This window comes from Pseudomonas juntendi, from assembly GCF_021560075.1.
GTDB classification, from domain to species: domain Bacteria; phylum Pseudomonadota; class Gammaproteobacteria; order Pseudomonadales; family Pseudomonadaceae; genus Aquipseudomonas; species Aquipseudomonas juntendi.
Window position 1 is genome coordinate 497,160 of record NZ_CP091088.1, and the last position, 17,296, is coordinate 514,455.

Below are 17,296 nucleotides of genomic sequence, written 5' to 3' on the forward strand. Positions count from 1 at the left end.
CCTTTAGGCAAGAGGTTCACTGTCGTGGCTAAAGAAAAATTTGATCGTTCCCTTCCCCACGTTAACGTCGGCACCATCGGCCACGTTGACCACGGTAAGACCACTCTGACCGCAGCTCTGACTCGCGTCTGCTCCGAAGTTTTCGGTTCGGCAGTCGTTGAGTTCGACAAGATCGACTCGGCTCCGGAAGAAAAAGCGCGCGGTATTACCATTAACACCGCTCACGTCGAGTACAACTCGAACATTCGTCACTACGCTCACGTTGACTGCCCAGGTCACGCTGACTACGTGAAGAACATGATCACCGGTGCTGCCCAGATGGACGGCGCGATCCTGGTTTGCTCGGCCGCCGATGGTCCGATGCCACAAACCCGTGAGCACATCCTGCTGTCCCGTCAGGTTGGCGTTCCGTACATCGTGGTCTTCCTGAACAAGGCTGACCTGGTAGACGACGCTGAGCTGCTGGAGCTGGTCGAGATGGAAGTTCGCGACCTGCTGTCCACCTACGACTTCCCAGGCGACGACACCCCGATCATCATCGGTTCGGCTCGTATGGCGCTGGAAGGCAAAGACGACAACGAAATGGGCACTACCGCTGTCAAGAAGCTGGTAGAAACTCTGGATGCCTACATCCCTGAGCCAGTTCGTGCCATCGACCAGCCATTCCTGATGCCAATCGAAGACGTATTCTCGATCTCGGGTCGTGGTACCGTTGTTACCGGCCGTATCGAGCGTGGTATCGTCCGCGTTCAGGATCCGCTGGAAATCGTTGGTCTGCGTGACACCTCCACCACCACCTGCACCGGTGTTGAGATGTTCCGCAAGCTGCTGGACGAAGGTCGTGCTGGCGAGAACTGCGGCGTTCTGCTGCGTGGTACCAAGCGTGACGACGTTGAGCGTGGCCAGGTTCTGGTCAAGCCAGGTTCGGTCAAGCCGCACACCAAGTTCACCGCAGAAGTCTACGTTCTGTCGAAGGAAGAAGGCGGCCGTCACACTCCGTTCTTCAAAGGCTACCGTCCTCAGTTCTACTTCCGTACCACTGACGTGACCGGTAACTGCGAACTGCCGGAAGGCGTTGAAATGGTAATGCCAGGTGACAACATTCAGATGACTGTTACCCTGATCAAGACCATCGCAATGGAAGACGGTCTGCGCTTCGCTATCCGTGAAGGCGGTCGTACCGTCGGCGCCGGCGTCGTAGCCAAAATCATCGAGTAATCTCTCGACCGATTGAAAAAACCCCCGCTCAGCGGGGGTTTTTTTTATTGGGTTGACACTAAATGGGGGCGTCTATAGAATCACGCCTCCTTTTAGCGGGCGTAGTGCGTCCGTTGGGAACAGCCTGGAGTCTGAAATCCAATGCAAAATCAGCAAATCCGTATCAGGTTGAAGGCTTTCGACCATCGCCTGATCGACCAATCCACCCAGGAAATCGTGGAAACCGCGAAACGTACTGGTGCACAAGTGCGTGGTCCAATTCCACTGCCTACCCGCAAAGAGCGTTTCACCGTTCTGGTTTCCCCGCACGTCAACAAAGACGCGCGTGACCAGTACGAGATCCGCACTCATAAGCGTGTTCTGGACATCGTCCAGCCAACGGATAAAACCGTTGACGCGCTGATGAAGCTTGATCTGGCGGCAGGTGTGGAAGTACAGATCAGCCTCGGCTAAGACTTCGGTCTAGTCGTGTAACGCTCTGAAATGGGCGGCCATAGCGGGTGAAAGCCCCGTACACTCATGAGGTTTACAACATGACTATTGGTGTAATCGGTCGCAAGTGCGGTATGACCCGCATTTTCACCGAAGAAGGTGTCTCCATTCCGGTCACGGTCATTGAGATCGAGCCGAATCGCGTCACCCAGTTCAAAACTGAAGAAACCGATGGCTACCGTGCAGTGCAAGTCACTGTCGGCGAGCGTCGTGCTTCGCGTGTGACTGCCGCTCAGGCAGGCCACTTCGCCAAGGCCAACGTTGCCGCTGGTCGCGGTGTTTGGGAGTTCCGTCTTGAAGAAGGCGATTTCCAGGCTGGCGATCTGATCAAAGCTGAACTCTTCACTGCAGGCCAGCTGGTTGACGTTACTGGTCAGTCCAAAGGTAAAGGCTTTGCCGGTACCATCAAGCGCTGGAACTTCCGTGGTCAGGACAACACCCACGGTAACTCCGTGTCGCACCGTGTTCCTGGTTCCATCGGCCAGTGCCAGACTCCTGGTCGTGTGTTCAAGGGCAAGAAAATGTCCGGTCACATGGGCGCCGAGCGCGTGACTGTTCAGTCCCTGGAAGTAGTTCGCGTAGACGCTGAACGCAACCTGCTGCTGATCAAAGGTGCCGTACCTGGCGCTACTGGTGGCGACGTGGTTGTACGTCCAGCTGTCAAGGCTCGCGGTTAAGGGGAAACTGACATGCAACTTAATGTAAATGACGCTCAGGCGATCGAAGTTTCCGAACTGACTTTCGGTGGCGAATTCAACGAGACGCTGGTTCACCAAGCAGTCGTGGCCTACATGGCTGGCGGCCGTCAGGGTACCAAGCAGCAGAAGACCCGTTCCGACGTGGCTGGTGGCGGTAAGCGCCCATGGCGTCAGAAGGGTACTGGCCGTGCTCGTGCTGGTACCACTCGTGGTCCGATCTGGCGTGGCGGTGGTGTAACCTTCGCAGCTCGCCCTCAAGATCACTCGCAGAAGCTCAACAAGAAGATGTACCGCGCAGCACTGCGCTCCATCCTCGCTGAGCTGGTGCGTAGCGACCGTCTGGTCGTGGTTCAGGACTTCGCTGTTGAAGCGCCAAAAACCAAAGATCTGCTGAACAAGCTGAACGGCATGGGTCTGAGCGATGTTTTGATCGTTTCCGACGCTGTTGATCAGAACCTGTACCTGGCTGCTCGTAACCTGCCGCACGTCGATGTACGTGACGTACAAGGTTCCGACCCGGTCAGTCTGATCGCATACGAGAAAGTGTTGATCACTGTCTCGGCCGTGAAGAAATTCGAGGAGCTGCTGGGATGAACCAGGAACGCGTATTCAAAGTCCTCCTTGGCCCGCACGTTTCCGAGAAGGCTACCGTTCTGGCTGAGAAAAAAGGCCAGTTCGTATTCAAGGTTGCTACCGATGCAACCAAGCTGGAAATCAAGAAAGCTGTCGAAGGCCTGTTCAACGTAAAAGTTGAAAACGTGTCGACTGTTAACGTTCTGGGTAAAACCAAGCGTACCGCACGTGGTCTGGGCAAGCGTAATGACTGGAAGAAGGCGATCGTCTCCCTTCAGCCAGGCCAAGATCTCGATTTCAGCAGCAGTGCTGAGTAAGGAAGGGGTGCATCATGGCAATCGTTAAATGCAAACCGACTTCCCCTGGCCGCCGTTTCGTGGTCAAGGTGGTCAACAAGGAGCTGCACAAAGGCGCTCCTCACGCACCGCTGATCGAGAAAAAATCGAAGTCTGGTGGTCGTAACAACAATGGCCGCATTACCACTCGTCACGTTGGTGGTGGTCATAAGCAGCATTACCGTCTGGTCGACTTCCGTCGCAACGACAAAGATGGCATCCCAGCCACTGTCGAGCGTATCGAATACGACCCGAACCGTACTGCTCACATCGCCCTGCTGTGCTACGCAGACGGTGAGCGTCGCTACATCATCGCCCCTAAAGGCGTGAGCGCTGGCGACCAGCTGATCGCAGGTGCACTGGCCCCAATCAAGGCCGGTAACTCCCTGCAGCTGCGCAACATTCCAGTAGGTAGCACCATCCACGGCATCGAACTGAAGCCGGGTAAAGGTGCACAGATCGCTCGTTCCGCTGGTGCTTCGGCTCAGCTGATCGCTCGCGAAGGTGTCTACGTGACCCTGCGTCTGCGCTCTGGTGAAATGCGTAAAGTCCTGGCTGAGTGCCGTGCGACCCTGGGCGAAGTCTCGAACTCCGAGCACAGCCTGCGTTCGCTGGGTAAAGCTGGTGCCAAACGCTGGCGCGGCGTTCGCCCAACCGTTCGTGGTGTTGCCATGAACCCGGTTGACCACCCACACGGTGGTGGTGAAGGTCGTACCTCCGGTGGTCGTCATCCGGTATCGCCATGGGGCTTCCCAACCAAGGGTGCTAAAACCCGTGGTAATAAGCGTACCGACAACATGATCGTCCGTCGTCGCAAGTAACTAGAGGGATACGACAGTGCCACGTTCTCTGAAAAAAGGTCCTTTTATCGATCTTCACCTGCTGAAGAAGGTCGAAGTGGCGGTGGAGAAGAATGATCGCAAGCCAGTTAAAACCTGGTCGCGTCGTTCGATGATCCTGCCACAAATGGTCGGTCTGACCATCGCGGTACACAACGGTCGTCAACATGTCCCAGTTCTGGTGAACGAAGACATGGTCGGCCACAAACTGGGCGAGTTCGCCGGTACCCGCACCTATCGCGGGCACGTGGCTGACAAGAAAGCCAAGCGTTAAGGGGTAAGGAAATGGAAGTAGCCGCTAAGTTGTCGGGCGCTCGAATCTCCGCCCAGAAAGCCCGCTTGGTCGCCGACCAGATCCGCGGGAAGAAGGTGGGCGAAGCGCTCAACCTGTTGGCCTTCAGCAGCAAAAAAGCTGCTGAAATCATGAAGAAAGTCCTCGAGTCGGCCGTAGCCAACGCCGAACACAACGAAGGCGCAGACGTTGATGACCTGAAGGTCTCCACCGTCTTCGTCAACGAAGGGCGTTCGCTGAAGCGCATCATGCCACGTGCCAAAGGCCGTGCTGATCGCATCGTCAAGCGGTCTTGCCATATCACTGTCAAGGTTGCGGACAAGTAACGGAGTCGATCAGATGGGTCAGAAAGTACATCCCACTGGCATTCGCCTGGGAATCGTCAAGGAGCACACCTCCGTCTGGTACGCAGACGGTGCTACTTACGCAGATTACCTGTTGAAGGATCTGAAAACGCGTGAGTACCTCCAAGACAAACTAAAAAGCGCGTCCGTAAGCCGTATCGATATTCATCGTCCGGCTCAAACTGCACGCATCACCATCCACACCGCTCGTCCAGGTATCGTTATCGGGAAGAAAGGTGAAGATGTCGAGAAGCTGCGTCAGGACCTGACCAAGCAGATGGGTGTGCCTGTGCACATCAACATCGAAGAGATCCGCAAGCCGGAACTCGACGCTATGCTGGTTGCGCAGAGCGTAGCTCAGCAGCTGGAACGCCGCGTAATGTTCCGTCGCGCCATGAAGCGCGCCGTACAGAACGCCATGCGTATTGGTGCCAAGGGCATCAAGATCCAGGTGAGCGGTCGTCTCGGCGGTGCTGAGATTGCTCGTACCGAGTGGTATCGCGAAGGTCGTGTGCCGCTGCACACCCTGCGTGCCGATATCGACTACAACACCTACGAAGCTCACACCACTTACGGTGTGATCGGTGTGAAGGTTTGGATCTTCAAAGGCGAAGTGATTGGTGGTCGCCAAGAAGAACTGAAACCACAAGCACCAGCGCCTCGTAAAAAAGCTGCTAAGTAAGGGGTACGCCAAATGTTGCAACCAAAGCGTACAAAATTCCGCAAGCAGATGACTGGCCACAACCGTGGTCTGGCACTGCGCGGTAGCAAAGTCAGCTTCGGCGAATTCGCCCTGAAAGCTGTTGCTCGCGGTCGCCTCACCGCTCGCCAGATCGAGTCAGCACGTCGTGCGCTGACCCGTCACGTTAAGCGTGGCGGCAAGATCTGGATCCGTGTGTTCCCGGACAAGCCGATCTCCAAGAAGCCTCTCGAGGTTCGTATGGGTAAAGGTAAGGGTTCCGTGGAGTACTGGGTTGCCCAGATCCAGCCAGGCAAAGTCCTGTACGAGATCGAGGGTGTTTCTGAAGAGCTGGCGCGCGAAGCTTTCGCCCTGGCTGCTGCAAAGCTGCCTCTCGCCACCTCCTTTGTTAAGCGGACGGTGATGTGATGAAAGCGAATGAACTTCGTGAAAAATCGGCACAGCAACTGAACGAGCAACTGCTCGGCTTGCTGCGCGACCAGTTCAATCTGCGTATGCAGAAAGCAACTGGCCAGTTGGGGCAGTCGCACCTGCTCTCGCAAGTTAAGCGTGACATCGCTCGCGTGAAAACTGTGCTCAACCAGCAGGCAGGTAAGTGATCATGGCTGAAGCTGAAAAAACCGTCCGTACGCTGACTGGCCGTGTCGTCAGCGACAAAATGGACAAGACCATCACCGTTCTGATCGAGCGTCGCGTCAAGCACCCGATCTACGGTAAATACGTTAAGCGTTCGACTAAGCTGCACGCGCACGACGAAACCAACCAGTGCAAAATCGGCGACAAGGTTTCCATTACCGAAACCCGTCCGCTGGCCAAGACCAAGTCCTGGGCACTGGTTGAAGTCCTCGAACGCGCTGTTGAAGTCTAAGGGCTAGGGGTCGGAGAAATTTTATGATTCAGACTCAATCCATGCTCGATGTGGCCGATAACAGCGGCGCTCGTCGCGTCATGTGCATCAAGGTGCTCGGCGGCTCGCACCGCCGTTACGCCGGCATCGGTGACATCATCAAAGTAACCGTCAAGGAAGCAATTCCGCGCGGTAAGGTCAAAAAAGGCCAGGTGATGACTGCTGTTGTCGTCCGTACCCGTCACGGTGTACGTCGCGCTGACGGTTCCATCATTCGTTTCGACGGCAACGCTGCTGTTCTGCTGAACACCAAGCAAGAGCCGATCGGCACTCGCATCTTCGGGCCAGTGACCCGTGAACTTCGTACCGAGAAGTTCATGAAGATCGTCTCGCTCGCCCCTGAAGTGCTGTAAGGAGATCCGACATGCAAAAGATTCGTCGTGACGACGAGATCATCGTGATCGCCGGCAAAGACAAAGGTAAGCGCGGTAAGGTGCTGAAGGTTCTGGCTGATGACCGTCTGGTCATCGGTGGCGTGAACCTGGTCAAGCGTCATACCAAGCCTAACCCGATGGCGGGCGTACAGGGCGGTATCGTCGAGAAAGAAGCGCCTCTGCACGCTTCCAACGTTGCCATCTTCAACGGTGAAACCAACAAGGCTGATCGCGTTGGCTTCAAAGTAGAAGACGGTAAAAAAATTCGTGTCTTCAAGTCGACCCAAAAAGCGGTTGATGCTTGAACACTGCTAGGTAGAAGACCATGGCACGACTGAAAGAGATTTACCGGAACGAAATCGCTCCTAAGCTTAAGGAAGAACTTAAGCTGTCGAACGTGATGGAAGTTCCGCGCGTTACCAAGATCACCCTGAACATGGGTCTGGGCGAAGCGATCGGCGACAAGAAAGTCATCGAGCACGCTGTTGCCGACCTGGAAAAGATCACCGGTCAAAAGCCGGTTGTGACTTTCGCTCGCAAGTCCATCGCTGGCTTCAAAGTCCGCGAAGGCTGGCCGATCGGCGTCAAGGTGACCCTGCGTAGCGACAAGATGTACGAATTCCTGGACCGCCTGCTGGCGATCTCCCTGCCTCGGGTCCGCGACTTCCGCGGCCTGAATGCCAAGTCCTTCGATGGCCGTGGCAACTACAGCATGGGCGTGAAAGAGCAGATCATTTTCCCGGAAATCGACTACGACAAGATCGATGCTCTGCGCGGTTTGGACATCACCCTGACCACCACTGCTCGTTCGGACGACGAAGGCCGCGCTCTGCTGCGTGCTTTCAAGTTCCCGTTCCGCAACTGATTGGAGTAGGAAAATGGCCAAGAAGAGCATGAAAAACCGCGAGCTGAAGCGTCAGCTCACGGTAGCCAAGTTCGCTAAGAAGCGTGCTGAACTGAAAGCGACCATCGTCAACGTCAACGCCTCTCCTGAAGAGCGTTTCGCTGCCGTAGTCGCTCTGCAGAAGCAGCCACGCGACGCTAGCGCTTCGCGCCTGCGCAACCGTTGCCGCCTGACCGGTCGTCCTCACGGTGTATACCGTAAGTTCGGCCTGGGCCGTAACATGCTGCGTCAAGCTGCAATGCGCGGTGACGTACCAGGTCTGGTCAAGGCCTCCTGGTAATCGCTGCAGGCAAGATCCCGGCGCAAGGGGAGCAATCTTCCGACCGCCGGTGACCTTGCCAGCAAACAAGCCCCTACATGGGGCTTGTTTCGTTTCTACCTTGTGTCTAGAATGACCGGCTCACCTGAGCCTGGGGTTTTCCCCTGCCTGTTCGGGTGGTTGTGATAGCCGCAAGGCTAATAATTCTTGTATCAGGAGCATCTAGCCCATGAGTATGCAGGACCCGTTAGCGGACATGCTAACTCGCATCCGTAATGCCCAGATGGCTGAAAAGTCCGTCGTAAGCATGCCTTCCTCCACCCTGAAGGTCGCGGTTGCCAAAGTTCTGAAAGACGAAGGTTACATCGCTGGCTACCAGGTAACTGGTGAGGCCAAGCCTTCCCTGTCGATCGAACTGAAGTATTTCGAAGGCCGTCCGGTCATCGAAGAACTGAAGCGCTCCAGCCGTCCAGGCCTGCGCCAGTACAAGTCCGTCGCAGAGCTGCCGAAAGTACGTGGCGGTCTGGGCGTGTCTATCGTCTCCACCAACAAAGGTGTGATGACTGATCGCGCTGCGCGCGCTGCCGGTGTCGGCGGCGAAGTTCTGTGCACAGTGTTCTAAGGGGAGATAGGCATGTCTCGCGTCGCTAAGAACCCCGTTAAGCTGCCAGCAGGCGTCGAAGTCAAATTCGCCGGCCAGCAGCTTTCGGTGAAGGGTGCCAAAGGCACTCTCGAACTGAACGTTCACTCGTCTGTTGAAGTTACCGAAGAATCTGGCGAGCTGCGTTTCGTCGCTCGCAACGGTGACCAGCAAGCTCGCGCCATGGCCGGTACCACCCGCGCTCTGGTGAACAACATGGTCCAAGGCGTAAGCCAAGGCTTCGAGCGCAAGCTCCAGCTGGTCGGTGTTGGTTACAAGGCACAGGCTAAAGGCACCGTCCTGAACCTGGCTCTGGGCTTCTCGCACCCAGTGGACTACGAACTGCCAGCCGGTATCACCGCTGAAACCCCAAGCCAGACCGACATCCTGATCAAGGGTATCGACAAGCAGCTGGTGGGTCAGGTGGCCGCTGAAATCCGCGACTTCCGTCCGCCAGAGCCTTACAAAGGTAAAGGTGTGCGTTACGCGGACGAAGTAGTCCGTCGTAAAGAAGCCAAGAAGAAGTAGGGCCTAGTAAATGACCGACAAAAAAGTTATTCGACTGCGTCGCGCTCGCAAAGCACGTCTCAAGATGCACGAACTCGAAGTCGTGCGCCTGTGCGTGTTCCGCTCCTCGCAGCACATCTACGCCCAGGTCATTTCGGCCGACGGCAGCAAGGTTCTGGCAAGCGCCTCGACCTTGGACAAAGAACTGCGTGATGGCGCCACTGGCAACATCGACGCGGCCACTAAGGTTGGCAAGCTGGTAGCTGAGCGTGCGAAAGCCGCCGGTGTATCTCAAGTTGCCTTTGACCGTTCCGGCTTCAAGTACCATGGCCGCGTCAAAGCGCTGGCTGATGCTGCTCGTGAAGGCGGGCTGGAGTTCTAAGTTATGGCAAATAACGATCAAAAGCGCGACGAAGGCTACATCGAGAAGCTGGTTCAAGTTAACCGCGTTGCCAAAACCGTAAAAGGCGGCCGTATCTTCACCTTCACCGCGCTGACCGTGGTAGGTGATGGTAAAGGTCGTGTCGGCTTCGGCCGTGGCAAATCGCGCGAAGTACCAGCCGCGATCCAGAAAGCCATGGAAGCTGCCCGTCGCAACATGATCCAGGTTGACCTGAAGGGCACTACCCTGCAGTACGCCACCAAGGCTGCCCACGGCGCCTCGAAGGTTTACATGCAGCCTGCTTCGGAAGGTACCGGTATCATCGCCGGTGGCGCAATGCGTGCTGTCCTGGAAGTTGCTGGTGTTCAGAACGTTCTGGCCAAGTGCTACGGTTCGACCAACCCAGTGAACGTGGTTTACGCCACCTTCAAGGGTCTGAAAGCCATGCAATCTCCTGAATCCATTGCTGCCAAGCGCGGCAAGAGCGTCGAGGAGATCTTCTGATCATGGCAACCGTAAAAGTAACGCTGATCAAGAGCGTCTCGGGCCGTCTGCCTAACCACAAACTGTGTGTTAAAGGCCTGGGTCTGCGTCGCATCGGTCACACTGTAGAAGTCCAGGATACTCCCGAGAACCGCGGGATGATCAACAAGGCTTACTACATGCTGAAGGTCGAGGGCTAATCGATGAAACTCAATGATCTGAGTCCAGCGCCGGGTTCCCGTCGCGAGAAGCATCGTCCAGGTCGTGGTATCGGTAGCGGTCTGGGTAAGACCGGCGGCCGTGGCCACAAAGGTCAGACTTCCCGTTCGGGTGGTTCGATCGCTCCTGGCTTCGAAGGCGGTCAACAGCCGCTGCACCGTCGTCTGCCGAAGTTCGGCTTCGTTTCCCTGAAAGCCATGGACCGCGCTGAAGTGCGTCTGTCCGAGCTGGCCAAAGTGGAAGGCGACGTGATCTCCGTGCAATCCCTGAAGGATGCCAACGTGATCAACCAGCACATTCAGCGTGTGAAAATCATGCTGTCTGGCGAAGTTACTCGCGCAGTCACCATCAAGGGTATCGCAGCCACCAAGGGTGCGCGTGCGGCTATCGAAGCAGCTGGCGGCAAATTCGAGGAATAAATGGCTAAGCAAGGTGCTCTCTCTTCGCTCGGTAAGGGCGGGATGTCGGAACTCTGGGCTCGTCTGCGCTTTCTGTTCATGGCGATCATCGTCTATCGGATAGGCGCACATATCCCGGTGCCTGGCATCAATCCGGACCGTCTGGCGGATCTGTTTCGGCAGAATGAGGGGACCATTCTTAGCTTGTTCAACATGTTTTCCGGTGGCGCGCTCGAGCGCATGAGCATCTTTGCACTGGGGATCATGCCGTACATCTCGGCATCGATCATCATGCAGCTGATGACTGCGGTCAGCCCGCAACTGGAGCAGTTGAAGAAGGAAGGTGAAGCTGGCCGTCGCAAGATCAGCCAGTACACCCGCTACGGCACCGTTATCCTGGCACTGGTTCAAGCCATTGGCATGTCCATTGGCCTGGCCAACCAGGGCGTGGCGTTTTCTGTAGGCCTGGGCTTCCATGTCGTCGCCGTCTCCACCTTCGTGGCGGGCGCGATGTTCATGATGTGGCTGGGCGAGCAGATCACCGAGCGCGGTGTGGGCAACGGTATCTCGATGTTGATCTTCGCGGGTATCGTTGCCGGTCTTCCGAGAGCAATCGGGCAGTCTTTCGAGTCTGCACGCACAGGCGATATCAACATTTTCGCCCTGGTCGCAATCGGTTTGCTGGCAGTAGCGATTATCGGTTTCGTGGTGTTCATTGAGCGTGGTCAGCGTCGTATCGCCGTTCACTACGCCAAGCGTCAGCAGGGCCGCAAGGTCTTCGCTGCGCAGACCAGCCACTTGCCGTTGAAGGTGAACATGGCGGGGGTTATCCCGGCCATTTTCGCGAGCAGCATTTTGCTGTTCCCGGCTTCGCTGGGTGCCTGGTTCGGTCAGTCCGAAGGTATGGGCTGGCTGCAGGACATCTCGCAGTCGATCGCTCCTGGTCAGCCGTTGAACATTCTGCTGTTTAGTGCAGGGATCATTTTCTTCTGCTTCTTCTACACAGCGTTGATGTTCAACCCGAAAGACGTAGCGGAAAACCTGAAGAAGTCCGGTGCCTTTATTCCGGGTATCCGTCCTGGTGAGCAGTCGGCACGCTACATTGATGGCGTACTGACCCGTTTGACCATGTTCGGTGCTCTTTACATGATGGCCGTCTGCCTTCTGCCCCAGTTCCTGGTGGTGGCAGCAAATGTGCCGTTCTACCTTGGCGGGACCTCGTTGCTGATTGTGGTAGTGGTTGTGATGGACTTCATGTCCCAAGTACAATCGCACCTCGTTTCGCACCAGTACGAATCCCTGATGAAGAAAGCCAACCTGAAAGGCTACGGTGGCAGCGGCCTGCTGCGCTGATACGCCCCTAAGGTTCGAGGAGTCGGTAATGAAAGTTCGTGCATCGGTGAAAAAGCTGTGCCGTAACTGCAAGATCATCCGTCGCGAAGGCGTCGTACGAGTGATCTGCAGCGCGGAACCGCGTCACAAACAGCGCCAAGGCTGAGTGTGATCTGCGCTTCAAACCCAGCAGCTAGTGTGCTGCTGGGTTGATTATTCGTTTCTACAGCGATATTATCTCGCGCCCTATTTCTTGGCTTCCGGGGCGTAGGTAGCTGTCAATTGGAGTCCCACTGAATGGCCCGTATTGCAGGCGTCAACATTCCAGATAACAAGCATACTGTTATCTCGCTGACCTACATCTATGGTGTCGGTCGCACAACTGCACAGAAGATCTGTGTAGACGCTGGTGTAAATCCAGCCGCAAAGATCAAGGATCTGAGCGACGAGCAAATCGAAACCCTGCGTGGCGAAGTCGCGAAGTTCACCACTGAAGGTGACCTGCGTCGTGACGTCAACATGAAGATCAAGCGCTTGATGGACCTGGGTTGCTACCGCGGCCTGCGTCATCGTAAAGGTCTGCCGGTTCGCGGTCAGCGCACCAAGACCAACGCACGCACCCGTAAGGGCCCGCGTAAGCCGATCCGCAAGTAATCGCCCAGGAATATAGACATGGCAAAACCTGCTGCTCGTCCTCGTAAAAAAGTTAAAAAGACAGTGGTTGATGGCATCGCCCACATCCATGCATCTTTCAACAACACCATCGTGACCATCACCGACCGTCAGGGCAATGCTTTGTCCTGGGCGACCTCCGGTGGTTCGGGTTTCCGTGGTTCGCGCAAATCCACCCCGTTCGCAGCTCAGATTGCTGCTGAGCGTGCTGGTCAAGCTGCGCTGGAATACGGTCTGAAAAACCTCGACGTAAACGTCAAGGGTCCAGGTCCAGGTCGTGAGTCCGCCGTTCGTGCATTGAACAGCTGCGGCTACAAGATCGCCAGCATCACCGACGTGACGCCTATCCCGCACAACGGGTGCCGTCCGCCGAAGAAGCGTCGCGTGTAATCAGGAGACAGAAGAATGGCACGTTACATTGGTCCAAAATGCAAACTGTCTCGTCGTGAAGGCACTGACCTGTTCCTGAAGAGCGGCGTTCGCGCTCTGGAATCGAAGTGCAACATCGAAGCAGCCCCAGGTATCCACGGCCAGCGCCGTGGCCGTCAGTCCGACTACGGCACCCAGCTGCGTGAGAAACAAAAAGTTCGTCGTATCTACGGTGTTCTGGAGCGTCAGTTCCGCGGTTACTACCAAGCTGCTGCCTCGAAAAAAGGCGCAACCGGTGAGAACCTGCTGCAACTGCTCGAGTGCCGTCTGGATAACGTCGTTTACCGTATGGGCTTCGGCTCGACTCGTTCCGAGTCCCGTCAGCTGGTTTCGCACAAAGCGATCAGCGTCAACGGTAAGACTGTAAACATTCCATCCTACCAAGTTCGTCCGGGTGACGTGGTCGCGGTTCGCGAGAAGTCGCTGAGCCAGCTGCGCATTGTTCAAGCCCTTGAACTCTGCGCCCAGCGTGGCCGCGTTGAGTGGGTTGACGTGGATGCTGCCAAAAAGTCGGGCGTTTTCAAGAACGTTCCTGCTCGCAGCGACCTGTCTGCCGACATCAACGAGAACCTGATTGTCGAGCTCTACTCCAAGTAAGGGCTAGAAAATAGGTGCATCCATGCAGATTTCGGTAAATGAGTTCCTGACTCCCCGCCATATTGATGTGCAGGTAGTCAGTCCGACCCGCGCCAAGATTACGCTCGAGCCTCTCGAGCGTGGTTTCGGCCATACCCTGGGCAACGCGCTGCGCCGCATCCTGTTGTCCTCCATGCCTGGCTGTGCAGTAGTCGAGGCCGAGATCGATGGCGTACTCCATGAGTACTCCGCGATCGAAGGTGTTCAGGAAGACGTCATTGAAATCCTGTTGAACCTGAAAGGCCTGGCTATCAAACTGCACGGTCGTGACGAAGTTACGCTGACCTTGTCGAAAAAGGGTTCGGGGGTGGTTACCGCTGCCGATATTCAGCTGGATCACGATGTCGAGATCGTCAACCCCGATCACGTAATCGCGAACCTGGCGTCGAACGGCGCCCTGAACATGAAGCTCACTGTAGCTCGTGGTCGTGGTTACGAGCCGGCCGACTCCCGTCAAACCGACGAAGACGAAAGCCGTAGCATTGGCCGTCTGCAGTTGGACGCTTCGTTCAGCCCGGTGCGTCGTATCGCCTATGTGGTCGAGAACGCCCGTGTTGAACAGCGTACCAACCTGGACAAACTGGTCATTGATCTGGAAACCAACGGCACCCTGGACCCTGAAGAGGCTATCCGCCGCGCTGCGACCATCCTGCAACAGCAGCTGGCCGCGTTCGTCGACCTCAAAGGTGACAGCGAGCCTGTCGTAGTCGAGCAGGAAGACGAGATCGATCCGATCCTGCTGCGTCCGGTTGACGACCTGGAACTGACTGTACGTTCGGCCAACTGCCTGAAGGCGGAGAACATCTACTACATCGGCGACCTGATTCAGCGTACCGAAGTAGAGCTGTTGAAAACTCCTAACCTCGGCAAGAAGTCCCTGACTGAAATCAAGGACGTCCTGGCCTCTCGTGGTCTGTCTCTCGGCATGCGCCTCGACAACTGGCCGCCTGCAAGTCTTAAGAAAGACGACAAGGCGACCGCCTGATCGTCGTAATCACCGAACGTAGTGTTTGGTAAGGAATGAATCATGCGTCATCGTAAAAGTGGACGTCACCTGAGCCGTACCAGCTCTCACCGCAAGGCTATGTTCCAGAACATGGCAGTGTCGTTGATCGAGCACGAGCTGATCAAAACCACCCTGCCGAAAGCCAAGGAACTGCGCCGCGTTGCCGAGCCGCTGATCACCCTGGCCAAGGAAGACAGCGTTGCTAACCGTCGTCTGGCCTTCGACCGTACCCGTTCGAAGTCCGCTGTTGGCAAACTGTTCAACGACCTGGGCAAGCGCTACGCCACCCGTCAGGGCGGCTACCTGCGCATCCTGAAGTGCGGTTTCCGCGCTGGCGACAACGCGCCTATGGCGTACGTCGAGCTGGTTGATCGTCCTGTCGGCGGTGCTGTAGAAGCTGCTGAGTAAGACGTTCTGTCTGCTACAAAGAACCGGGCCTAGTGCCCGGTTTTTTGTGGCTGCAACTATTGTTTATTTCTATTGATACAAGTCATCTAATGAATTTGTTCTCGTAGTCCGGCTCATCGATACTCTCCCCATAGCCGATCAGCCGGCGTTCCAAGACCGATAAGGAGAGCCCATGAGCAAGACTCTTACCACCGCCAGCGGTGCACCAGTAGCCGACAACCAGAACTCCCGCTCCGCCGGCCCACGTGGCCCATTGTTGCTCGACGACTTCCACCTCATCGAGAAGCTCGCCCATTTCAATCGCGAGAATATTCCGGAGCGCCGCGTACACGCCAAGGGTTCGGGTGCGTACGGCACCTTCACCGTCACCCGCGATATAACGGCCTACACCAGCGCCAAGCTTTTCGGCGAAATCGGCAAGCAAACCGAAACCTTCCTGCGTTTTTCCACCGTCGGTGGCGAGCGTGGTTCAGCCGATACCGAGCGTGACCCGCGTGGCTTCGCTGTAAAGTTTTATACCGAAGAAGGCAACTGGGACATTGTGGGCAACAACACCCCCGTGTTCTTCATTCGCGACCCGTTGAAGTTCCCGGACTTTATCCACACCCAGAAGCGCCACCCACAGACCAACCTCAAGAATGCCCAGATGATGTGGGACTTCTGGTCGCATTCGCCTGAAGCGCTGCATCAGGTAACCATTCTGTTCTCGGATAGAGGCATCCCGGATGGCTATCGCCATATGCACGGCTTTGGCAGCCACACCTACAGCCTGATCAACCAGAAAGGCGAGCGCACCTGGGTGAAGTGGCACTTCAAGACCCAGCAAGGCATCAAGAACCTCGCCCCCGCAGAAGCGGCGCGCCTGGCCGGTACCGATCCGGACTATGCGCAGCGCGACTTGTTTGCAGCCATCGAGCGTGGTGACTACCCGCGTTGGACCGTGTGCATGCAGGTCATGAGCGAAGCGGAGGCGGCGAGCCGTAAGGAAAACCCGTTCGACGTCACCAAAACCTGGTCGCAGAAGGACTACCCGCTGATCGAGGTGGGGGTGCTGGAGCTTAACCGGAACCCGCTCAACTATTTCGCTGAAGTCGAGCAAGCAGCGTTTGGGCCTAGCAACATGGTGCCTGGCGTTGGTCTGTCACCCGACCGCATGCTGCAGGGCCGCGTATTCGCCTACGCTGACGCCCACCGCTACCGTGTCGGTACCAACCACCAGCAACTGCCGGTGAATGCACCGCGCTGCGCTGTGAACAGCTACCAGCGCGACGGCTCCATGGCGACCGGCAGTTATGGTGCGGCGCCGAATTACGAGCCTAACAGCTACGCCGACGCACCCAAGCAGTCACCGCGTCACGCTGAACCTGGACTGGCGCTCACCGGTGCAGCGGACCGCCATGATCACCGTGAGGACAACGACTACTACAGCCACGCCGGCGCGCTGTTCCGCTTGATGAGCAACGAGCAGAAGGCGCTGCTGATCAGCAACATCGCCGGGGCGATGGCAGGGGTCAGTGACGATGTCATCCAGCGCCAGTTGCAGTATTTCTTCATGGCTGACCCGACCTATGGCGAAGGTATCGCCAAGGCGTTGGGCGTGAATCTCGCTTAACTCGAAGTGATAAGAAGAACCGCCCTCATTTGGGCGGTTTTTCAATGAATATCACTACTGTTTAGCCGATTTTTTGCCCGGATTGCGCCTTTTCCAGTGACCTTCGGCAAAAGCTGGTTCACACTATGCGGCATAGAAGCTTCCACATGGAGAAACAGGGCGATGCAAGGCCATCCGGACGTAATCAACTACCTCGTCACGCTGCTGAAGGGCGAACTGGCGGCACGCGACCAGTACTTCATTCATTCGCGCATGTACGAAGACTGGGGCCTGTCCAAACTCTACGAGCGCATCAACCACGAGATGGAAGAAGAGGCGCAACACGCTGATGCGCTGATGCGTCGTATCCTCATGCTGGAAGGTACGCCTGACATGCGTGCAGACGACCTGGAAGTCGGCAGCACCGTGCCGGAAATGATCGAAGCCGACCTCAAGCTTGAATACAAAGTGCGCGCTGCGTTGTGCAAAGGCATCGAGTTGTGCGAATTGCACAAGGACTATGTCAGCCGCGACATTCTGCGTGCGCAGTTGGCCGACACTGAAGAAGATCATACCTACTGGCTGGAAAAGCAGCAGGGGCTGATCAAGGCCATTGGCCTGGAGAACTACCTGCAATCGCAGATGTAGTAGCCGGGGG

General features: G+C 56.5%; 31 protein-coding genes. All 31 read left to right on the forward strand.

The window, feature by feature from the left end; all coding sequences use genetic code 11:
• Window positions 1-24 precede the first annotated feature (24 nt).
• The 31 genes from tuf to bfr all read left to right on the forward strand — a co-directional run bounded on the left by tuf (window position 25) and on the right by bfr (window position 17,286).
• Entirely contained in the window at window positions 25-1,218 is a 1,194-nt protein-coding gene (gene tuf / locus L1P09_RS02180) for an elongation factor Tu (RefSeq protein WP_054881963.1), read from the forward strand.
• Window positions 1,219-1,359: 141 nt separating this feature from the next.
• On the forward strand, window positions 1,360-1,671 hold the full coding sequence (gene rpsJ, locus L1P09_RS02185; RefSeq protein WP_003186070.1) for a 30S ribosomal protein S10: 312 nt from the start codon (window positions 1,360-1,362) through the stop codon (window positions 1,669-1,671).
• Window positions 1,672-1,751: 80 nt separating this feature from the next.
• Window positions 1,752-2,387: a 50S ribosomal protein L3 gene (gene rplC / locus L1P09_RS02190; RefSeq protein WP_003255486.1), complete on the forward strand. Its 636-nt coding sequence runs from the start codon at window positions 1,752-1,754 to the stop codon at window positions 2,385-2,387.
• A 12-nt stretch (window positions 2,388-2,399) separates the two neighbouring features.
• On the forward strand, window positions 2,400-3,002 hold the full coding sequence (gene rplD, locus L1P09_RS02195) for a 50S ribosomal protein L4 (protein ID WP_003255485.1): 603 nt from the start codon (window positions 2,400-2,402) through the stop codon (window positions 3,000-3,002).
• Window positions 2,999-3,298 carry a 50S ribosomal protein L23 gene (gene rplW, locus L1P09_RS02200; RefSeq protein WP_003255484.1) on the forward strand — a complete coding sequence of 100 codons (300 nt, stop codon included), beginning with the start codon at window positions 2,999-3,001 and terminating at the stop codon, window positions 3,296-3,298. The genes rplD and rplW overlap by 4 nt, the downstream gene beginning before the upstream one ends.
• 14 nt (window positions 3,299-3,312) lie before the next feature.
• Entirely contained in the window at window positions 3,313-4,137 is an 825-nt protein-coding gene (rplB, locus tag L1P09_RS02205) for a 50S ribosomal protein L2 (RefSeq protein ID WP_003255483.1), read from the forward strand.
• Between the two features lie 16 nt (window positions 4,138-4,153).
• Window positions 4,154-4,429: a 30S ribosomal protein S19 gene (rpsS, locus tag L1P09_RS02210; protein ID WP_003255482.1), complete on the forward strand. Its 276-nt coding sequence runs from the start codon at window positions 4,154-4,156 to the stop codon at window positions 4,427-4,429.
• Between the two features lie 11 nt (window positions 4,430-4,440).
• Window positions 4,441-4,773: a 50S ribosomal protein L22 gene (gene rplV, locus L1P09_RS02215; RefSeq protein ID WP_003103908.1), complete on the forward strand. Its 333-nt coding sequence runs from the start codon at window positions 4,441-4,443 to the stop codon at window positions 4,771-4,773.
• 13 nt (window positions 4,774-4,786) lie between these two features.
• Window positions 4,787-5,473 carry a 30S ribosomal protein S3 gene (gene rpsC, locus L1P09_RS02220; protein ID WP_003255481.1) on the forward strand — a complete coding sequence of 229 codons (687 nt, stop codon included), beginning with the start codon at window positions 4,787-4,789 and terminating at the stop codon, window positions 5,471-5,473.
• Between the two features lie 12 nt (window positions 5,474-5,485).
• Complete coding sequence (gene rplP / locus L1P09_RS02225; protein ID WP_003255479.1) at window positions 5,486-5,899, forward strand: 50S ribosomal protein L16; 414 nt, start codon at window positions 5,486-5,488, stop codon at window positions 5,897-5,899.
• The gene (gene rpmC, locus L1P09_RS02230) at window positions 5,899-6,090 is read left to right on the forward strand and encodes a 50S ribosomal protein L29 (RefSeq protein ID WP_002555481.1); all 192 of its coding nucleotides are present in this window, start codon (window positions 5,899-5,901) and stop codon (window positions 6,088-6,090) included. The genes rplP and rpmC overlap by 1 nt, the downstream gene beginning before the upstream one ends.
• 2 nt (window positions 6,091-6,092) lie before the next feature.
• Window positions 6,093-6,359: a 30S ribosomal protein S17 gene (gene rpsQ, locus L1P09_RS02235; RefSeq protein ID WP_023534981.1), complete on the forward strand. Its 267-nt coding sequence runs from the start codon at window positions 6,093-6,095 to the stop codon at window positions 6,357-6,359.
• Between the two features lie 23 nt (window positions 6,360-6,382).
• Window positions 6,383-6,751, forward strand: a complete 369-nt coding sequence (gene rplN / locus L1P09_RS02240; RefSeq protein ID WP_008089810.1) for a 50S ribosomal protein L14 — start codon at window positions 6,383-6,385, stop codon at window positions 6,749-6,751.
• Window positions 6,752-6,762: 11 nt separating this feature from the next.
• Window positions 6,763-7,077 (forward strand): 50S ribosomal protein L24, encoded by a 315-nt coding sequence (gene rplX / locus L1P09_RS02245; protein WP_003255476.1) that lies wholly within the window; start codon window positions 6,763-6,765, stop codon window positions 7,075-7,077.
• 20 nt (window positions 7,078-7,097) lie between these two features.
• Window positions 7,098-7,637: a 50S ribosomal protein L5 gene (gene rplE, locus L1P09_RS02250; RefSeq protein WP_003255474.1), complete on the forward strand. Its 540-nt coding sequence runs from the start codon at window positions 7,098-7,100 to the stop codon at window positions 7,635-7,637.
• A 13-nt stretch (window positions 7,638-7,650) separates the two neighbouring features.
• Complete coding sequence (gene rpsN, locus L1P09_RS02255; RefSeq protein ID WP_009681970.1) at window positions 7,651-7,956, forward strand: 30S ribosomal protein S14; 306 nt, start codon at window positions 7,651-7,653, stop codon at window positions 7,954-7,956.
• Between the two features lie 208 nt (window positions 7,957-8,164).
• Window positions 8,165-8,557, forward strand: a complete 393-nt coding sequence (gene rpsH, locus L1P09_RS02260; protein ID WP_009681971.1) for a 30S ribosomal protein S8 — start codon at window positions 8,165-8,167, stop codon at window positions 8,555-8,557.
• A gap of 12 nt (window positions 8,558-8,569) precedes the next feature.
• On the forward strand, window positions 8,570-9,103 hold the full coding sequence (rplF, locus tag L1P09_RS02265; protein WP_009681972.1) for a 50S ribosomal protein L6: 534 nt from the start codon (window positions 8,570-8,572) through the stop codon (window positions 9,101-9,103).
• A 10-nt stretch (window positions 9,104-9,113) separates the two neighbouring features.
• On the forward strand, window positions 9,114-9,464 hold the full coding sequence (gene rplR / locus L1P09_RS02270) for a 50S ribosomal protein L18 (protein ID WP_009681973.1): 351 nt from the start codon (window positions 9,114-9,116) through the stop codon (window positions 9,462-9,464).
• A gap of 3 nt (window positions 9,465-9,467) precedes the next feature.
• Complete coding sequence (gene rpsE / locus L1P09_RS02275; protein WP_003255465.1) at window positions 9,468-9,968, forward strand: 30S ribosomal protein S5; 501 nt, start codon at window positions 9,468-9,470, stop codon at window positions 9,966-9,968.
• Window positions 9,969-9,970: 2 nt separating this feature from the next.
• Window positions 9,971-10,147, forward strand: coding sequence for a 50S ribosomal protein L30 (gene rpmD, locus L1P09_RS02280; protein WP_003255463.1), 177 nt, complete (start codon window positions 9,971-9,973; stop codon window positions 10,145-10,147).
• A gap of 3 nt (window positions 10,148-10,150) precedes the next feature.
• A complete protein-coding gene (gene rplO / locus L1P09_RS02285) occupies window positions 10,151-10,585 on the forward strand; it encodes a 50S ribosomal protein L15 (protein ID WP_003255461.1) in 435 nt (144 codons plus the stop codon).
• Entirely contained in the window at window positions 10,586-11,917 is a 1,332-nt protein-coding gene (secY, locus tag L1P09_RS02290) for a preprotein translocase subunit SecY (RefSeq protein ID WP_003257108.1), read from the forward strand. It abuts the gene before it with no gap.
• Window positions 11,918-11,945: 28 nt separating this feature from the next.
• A complete protein-coding gene (gene rpmJ, locus L1P09_RS02295; RefSeq protein ID WP_002555468.1) occupies window positions 11,946-12,062 on the forward strand; it encodes a 50S ribosomal protein L36 in 117 nt (38 codons plus the stop codon).
• A gap of 131 nt (window positions 12,063-12,193) precedes the next feature.
• The gene (gene rpsM, locus L1P09_RS02300; protein ID WP_009681976.1) at window positions 12,194-12,550 is read left to right on the forward strand and encodes a 30S ribosomal protein S13; all 357 of its coding nucleotides are present in this window, start codon (window positions 12,194-12,196) and stop codon (window positions 12,548-12,550) included.
• An 18-nt stretch (window positions 12,551-12,568) separates the two neighbouring features.
• Window positions 12,569-12,958 (forward strand): 30S ribosomal protein S11, encoded by a 390-nt coding sequence (gene rpsK / locus L1P09_RS02305; protein ID WP_003255454.1) that lies wholly within the window; start codon window positions 12,569-12,571, stop codon window positions 12,956-12,958.
• Between the two features lie 15 nt (window positions 12,959-12,973).
• Window positions 12,974-13,594 carry a 30S ribosomal protein S4 gene (rpsD, locus tag L1P09_RS02310; RefSeq protein ID WP_009681977.1) on the forward strand — a complete coding sequence of 207 codons (621 nt, stop codon included), beginning with the start codon at window positions 12,974-12,976 and terminating at the stop codon, window positions 13,592-13,594.
• Between the two features lie 22 nt (window positions 13,595-13,616).
• Window positions 13,617-14,618, forward strand: coding sequence for a DNA-directed RNA polymerase subunit alpha (locus L1P09_RS02315; protein WP_003255452.1), 1,002 nt, complete (start codon window positions 13,617-13,619; stop codon window positions 14,616-14,618).
• Between the two features lie 42 nt (window positions 14,619-14,660).
• Complete coding sequence (gene rplQ / locus L1P09_RS02320) at window positions 14,661-15,047, forward strand: 50S ribosomal protein L17 (RefSeq protein WP_003255451.1); 387 nt, start codon at window positions 14,661-14,663, stop codon at window positions 15,045-15,047.
• A 172-nt stretch (window positions 15,048-15,219) separates the two neighbouring features.
• On the forward strand, window positions 15,220-16,659 hold the full coding sequence (locus L1P09_RS02325; protein ID WP_235768401.1) for a catalase: 1,440 nt from the start codon (window positions 15,220-15,222) through the stop codon (window positions 16,657-16,659).
• 162 nt (window positions 16,660-16,821) lie between these two features.
• Window positions 16,822-17,286 carry a bacterioferritin gene (gene bfr / locus L1P09_RS02330; RefSeq protein ID WP_009681979.1) on the forward strand — a complete coding sequence of 155 codons (465 nt, stop codon included), beginning with the start codon at window positions 16,822-16,824 and terminating at the stop codon, window positions 17,284-17,286.
• The last annotated feature ends 10 nt before the right edge of the window (window positions 17,287-17,296 follow it).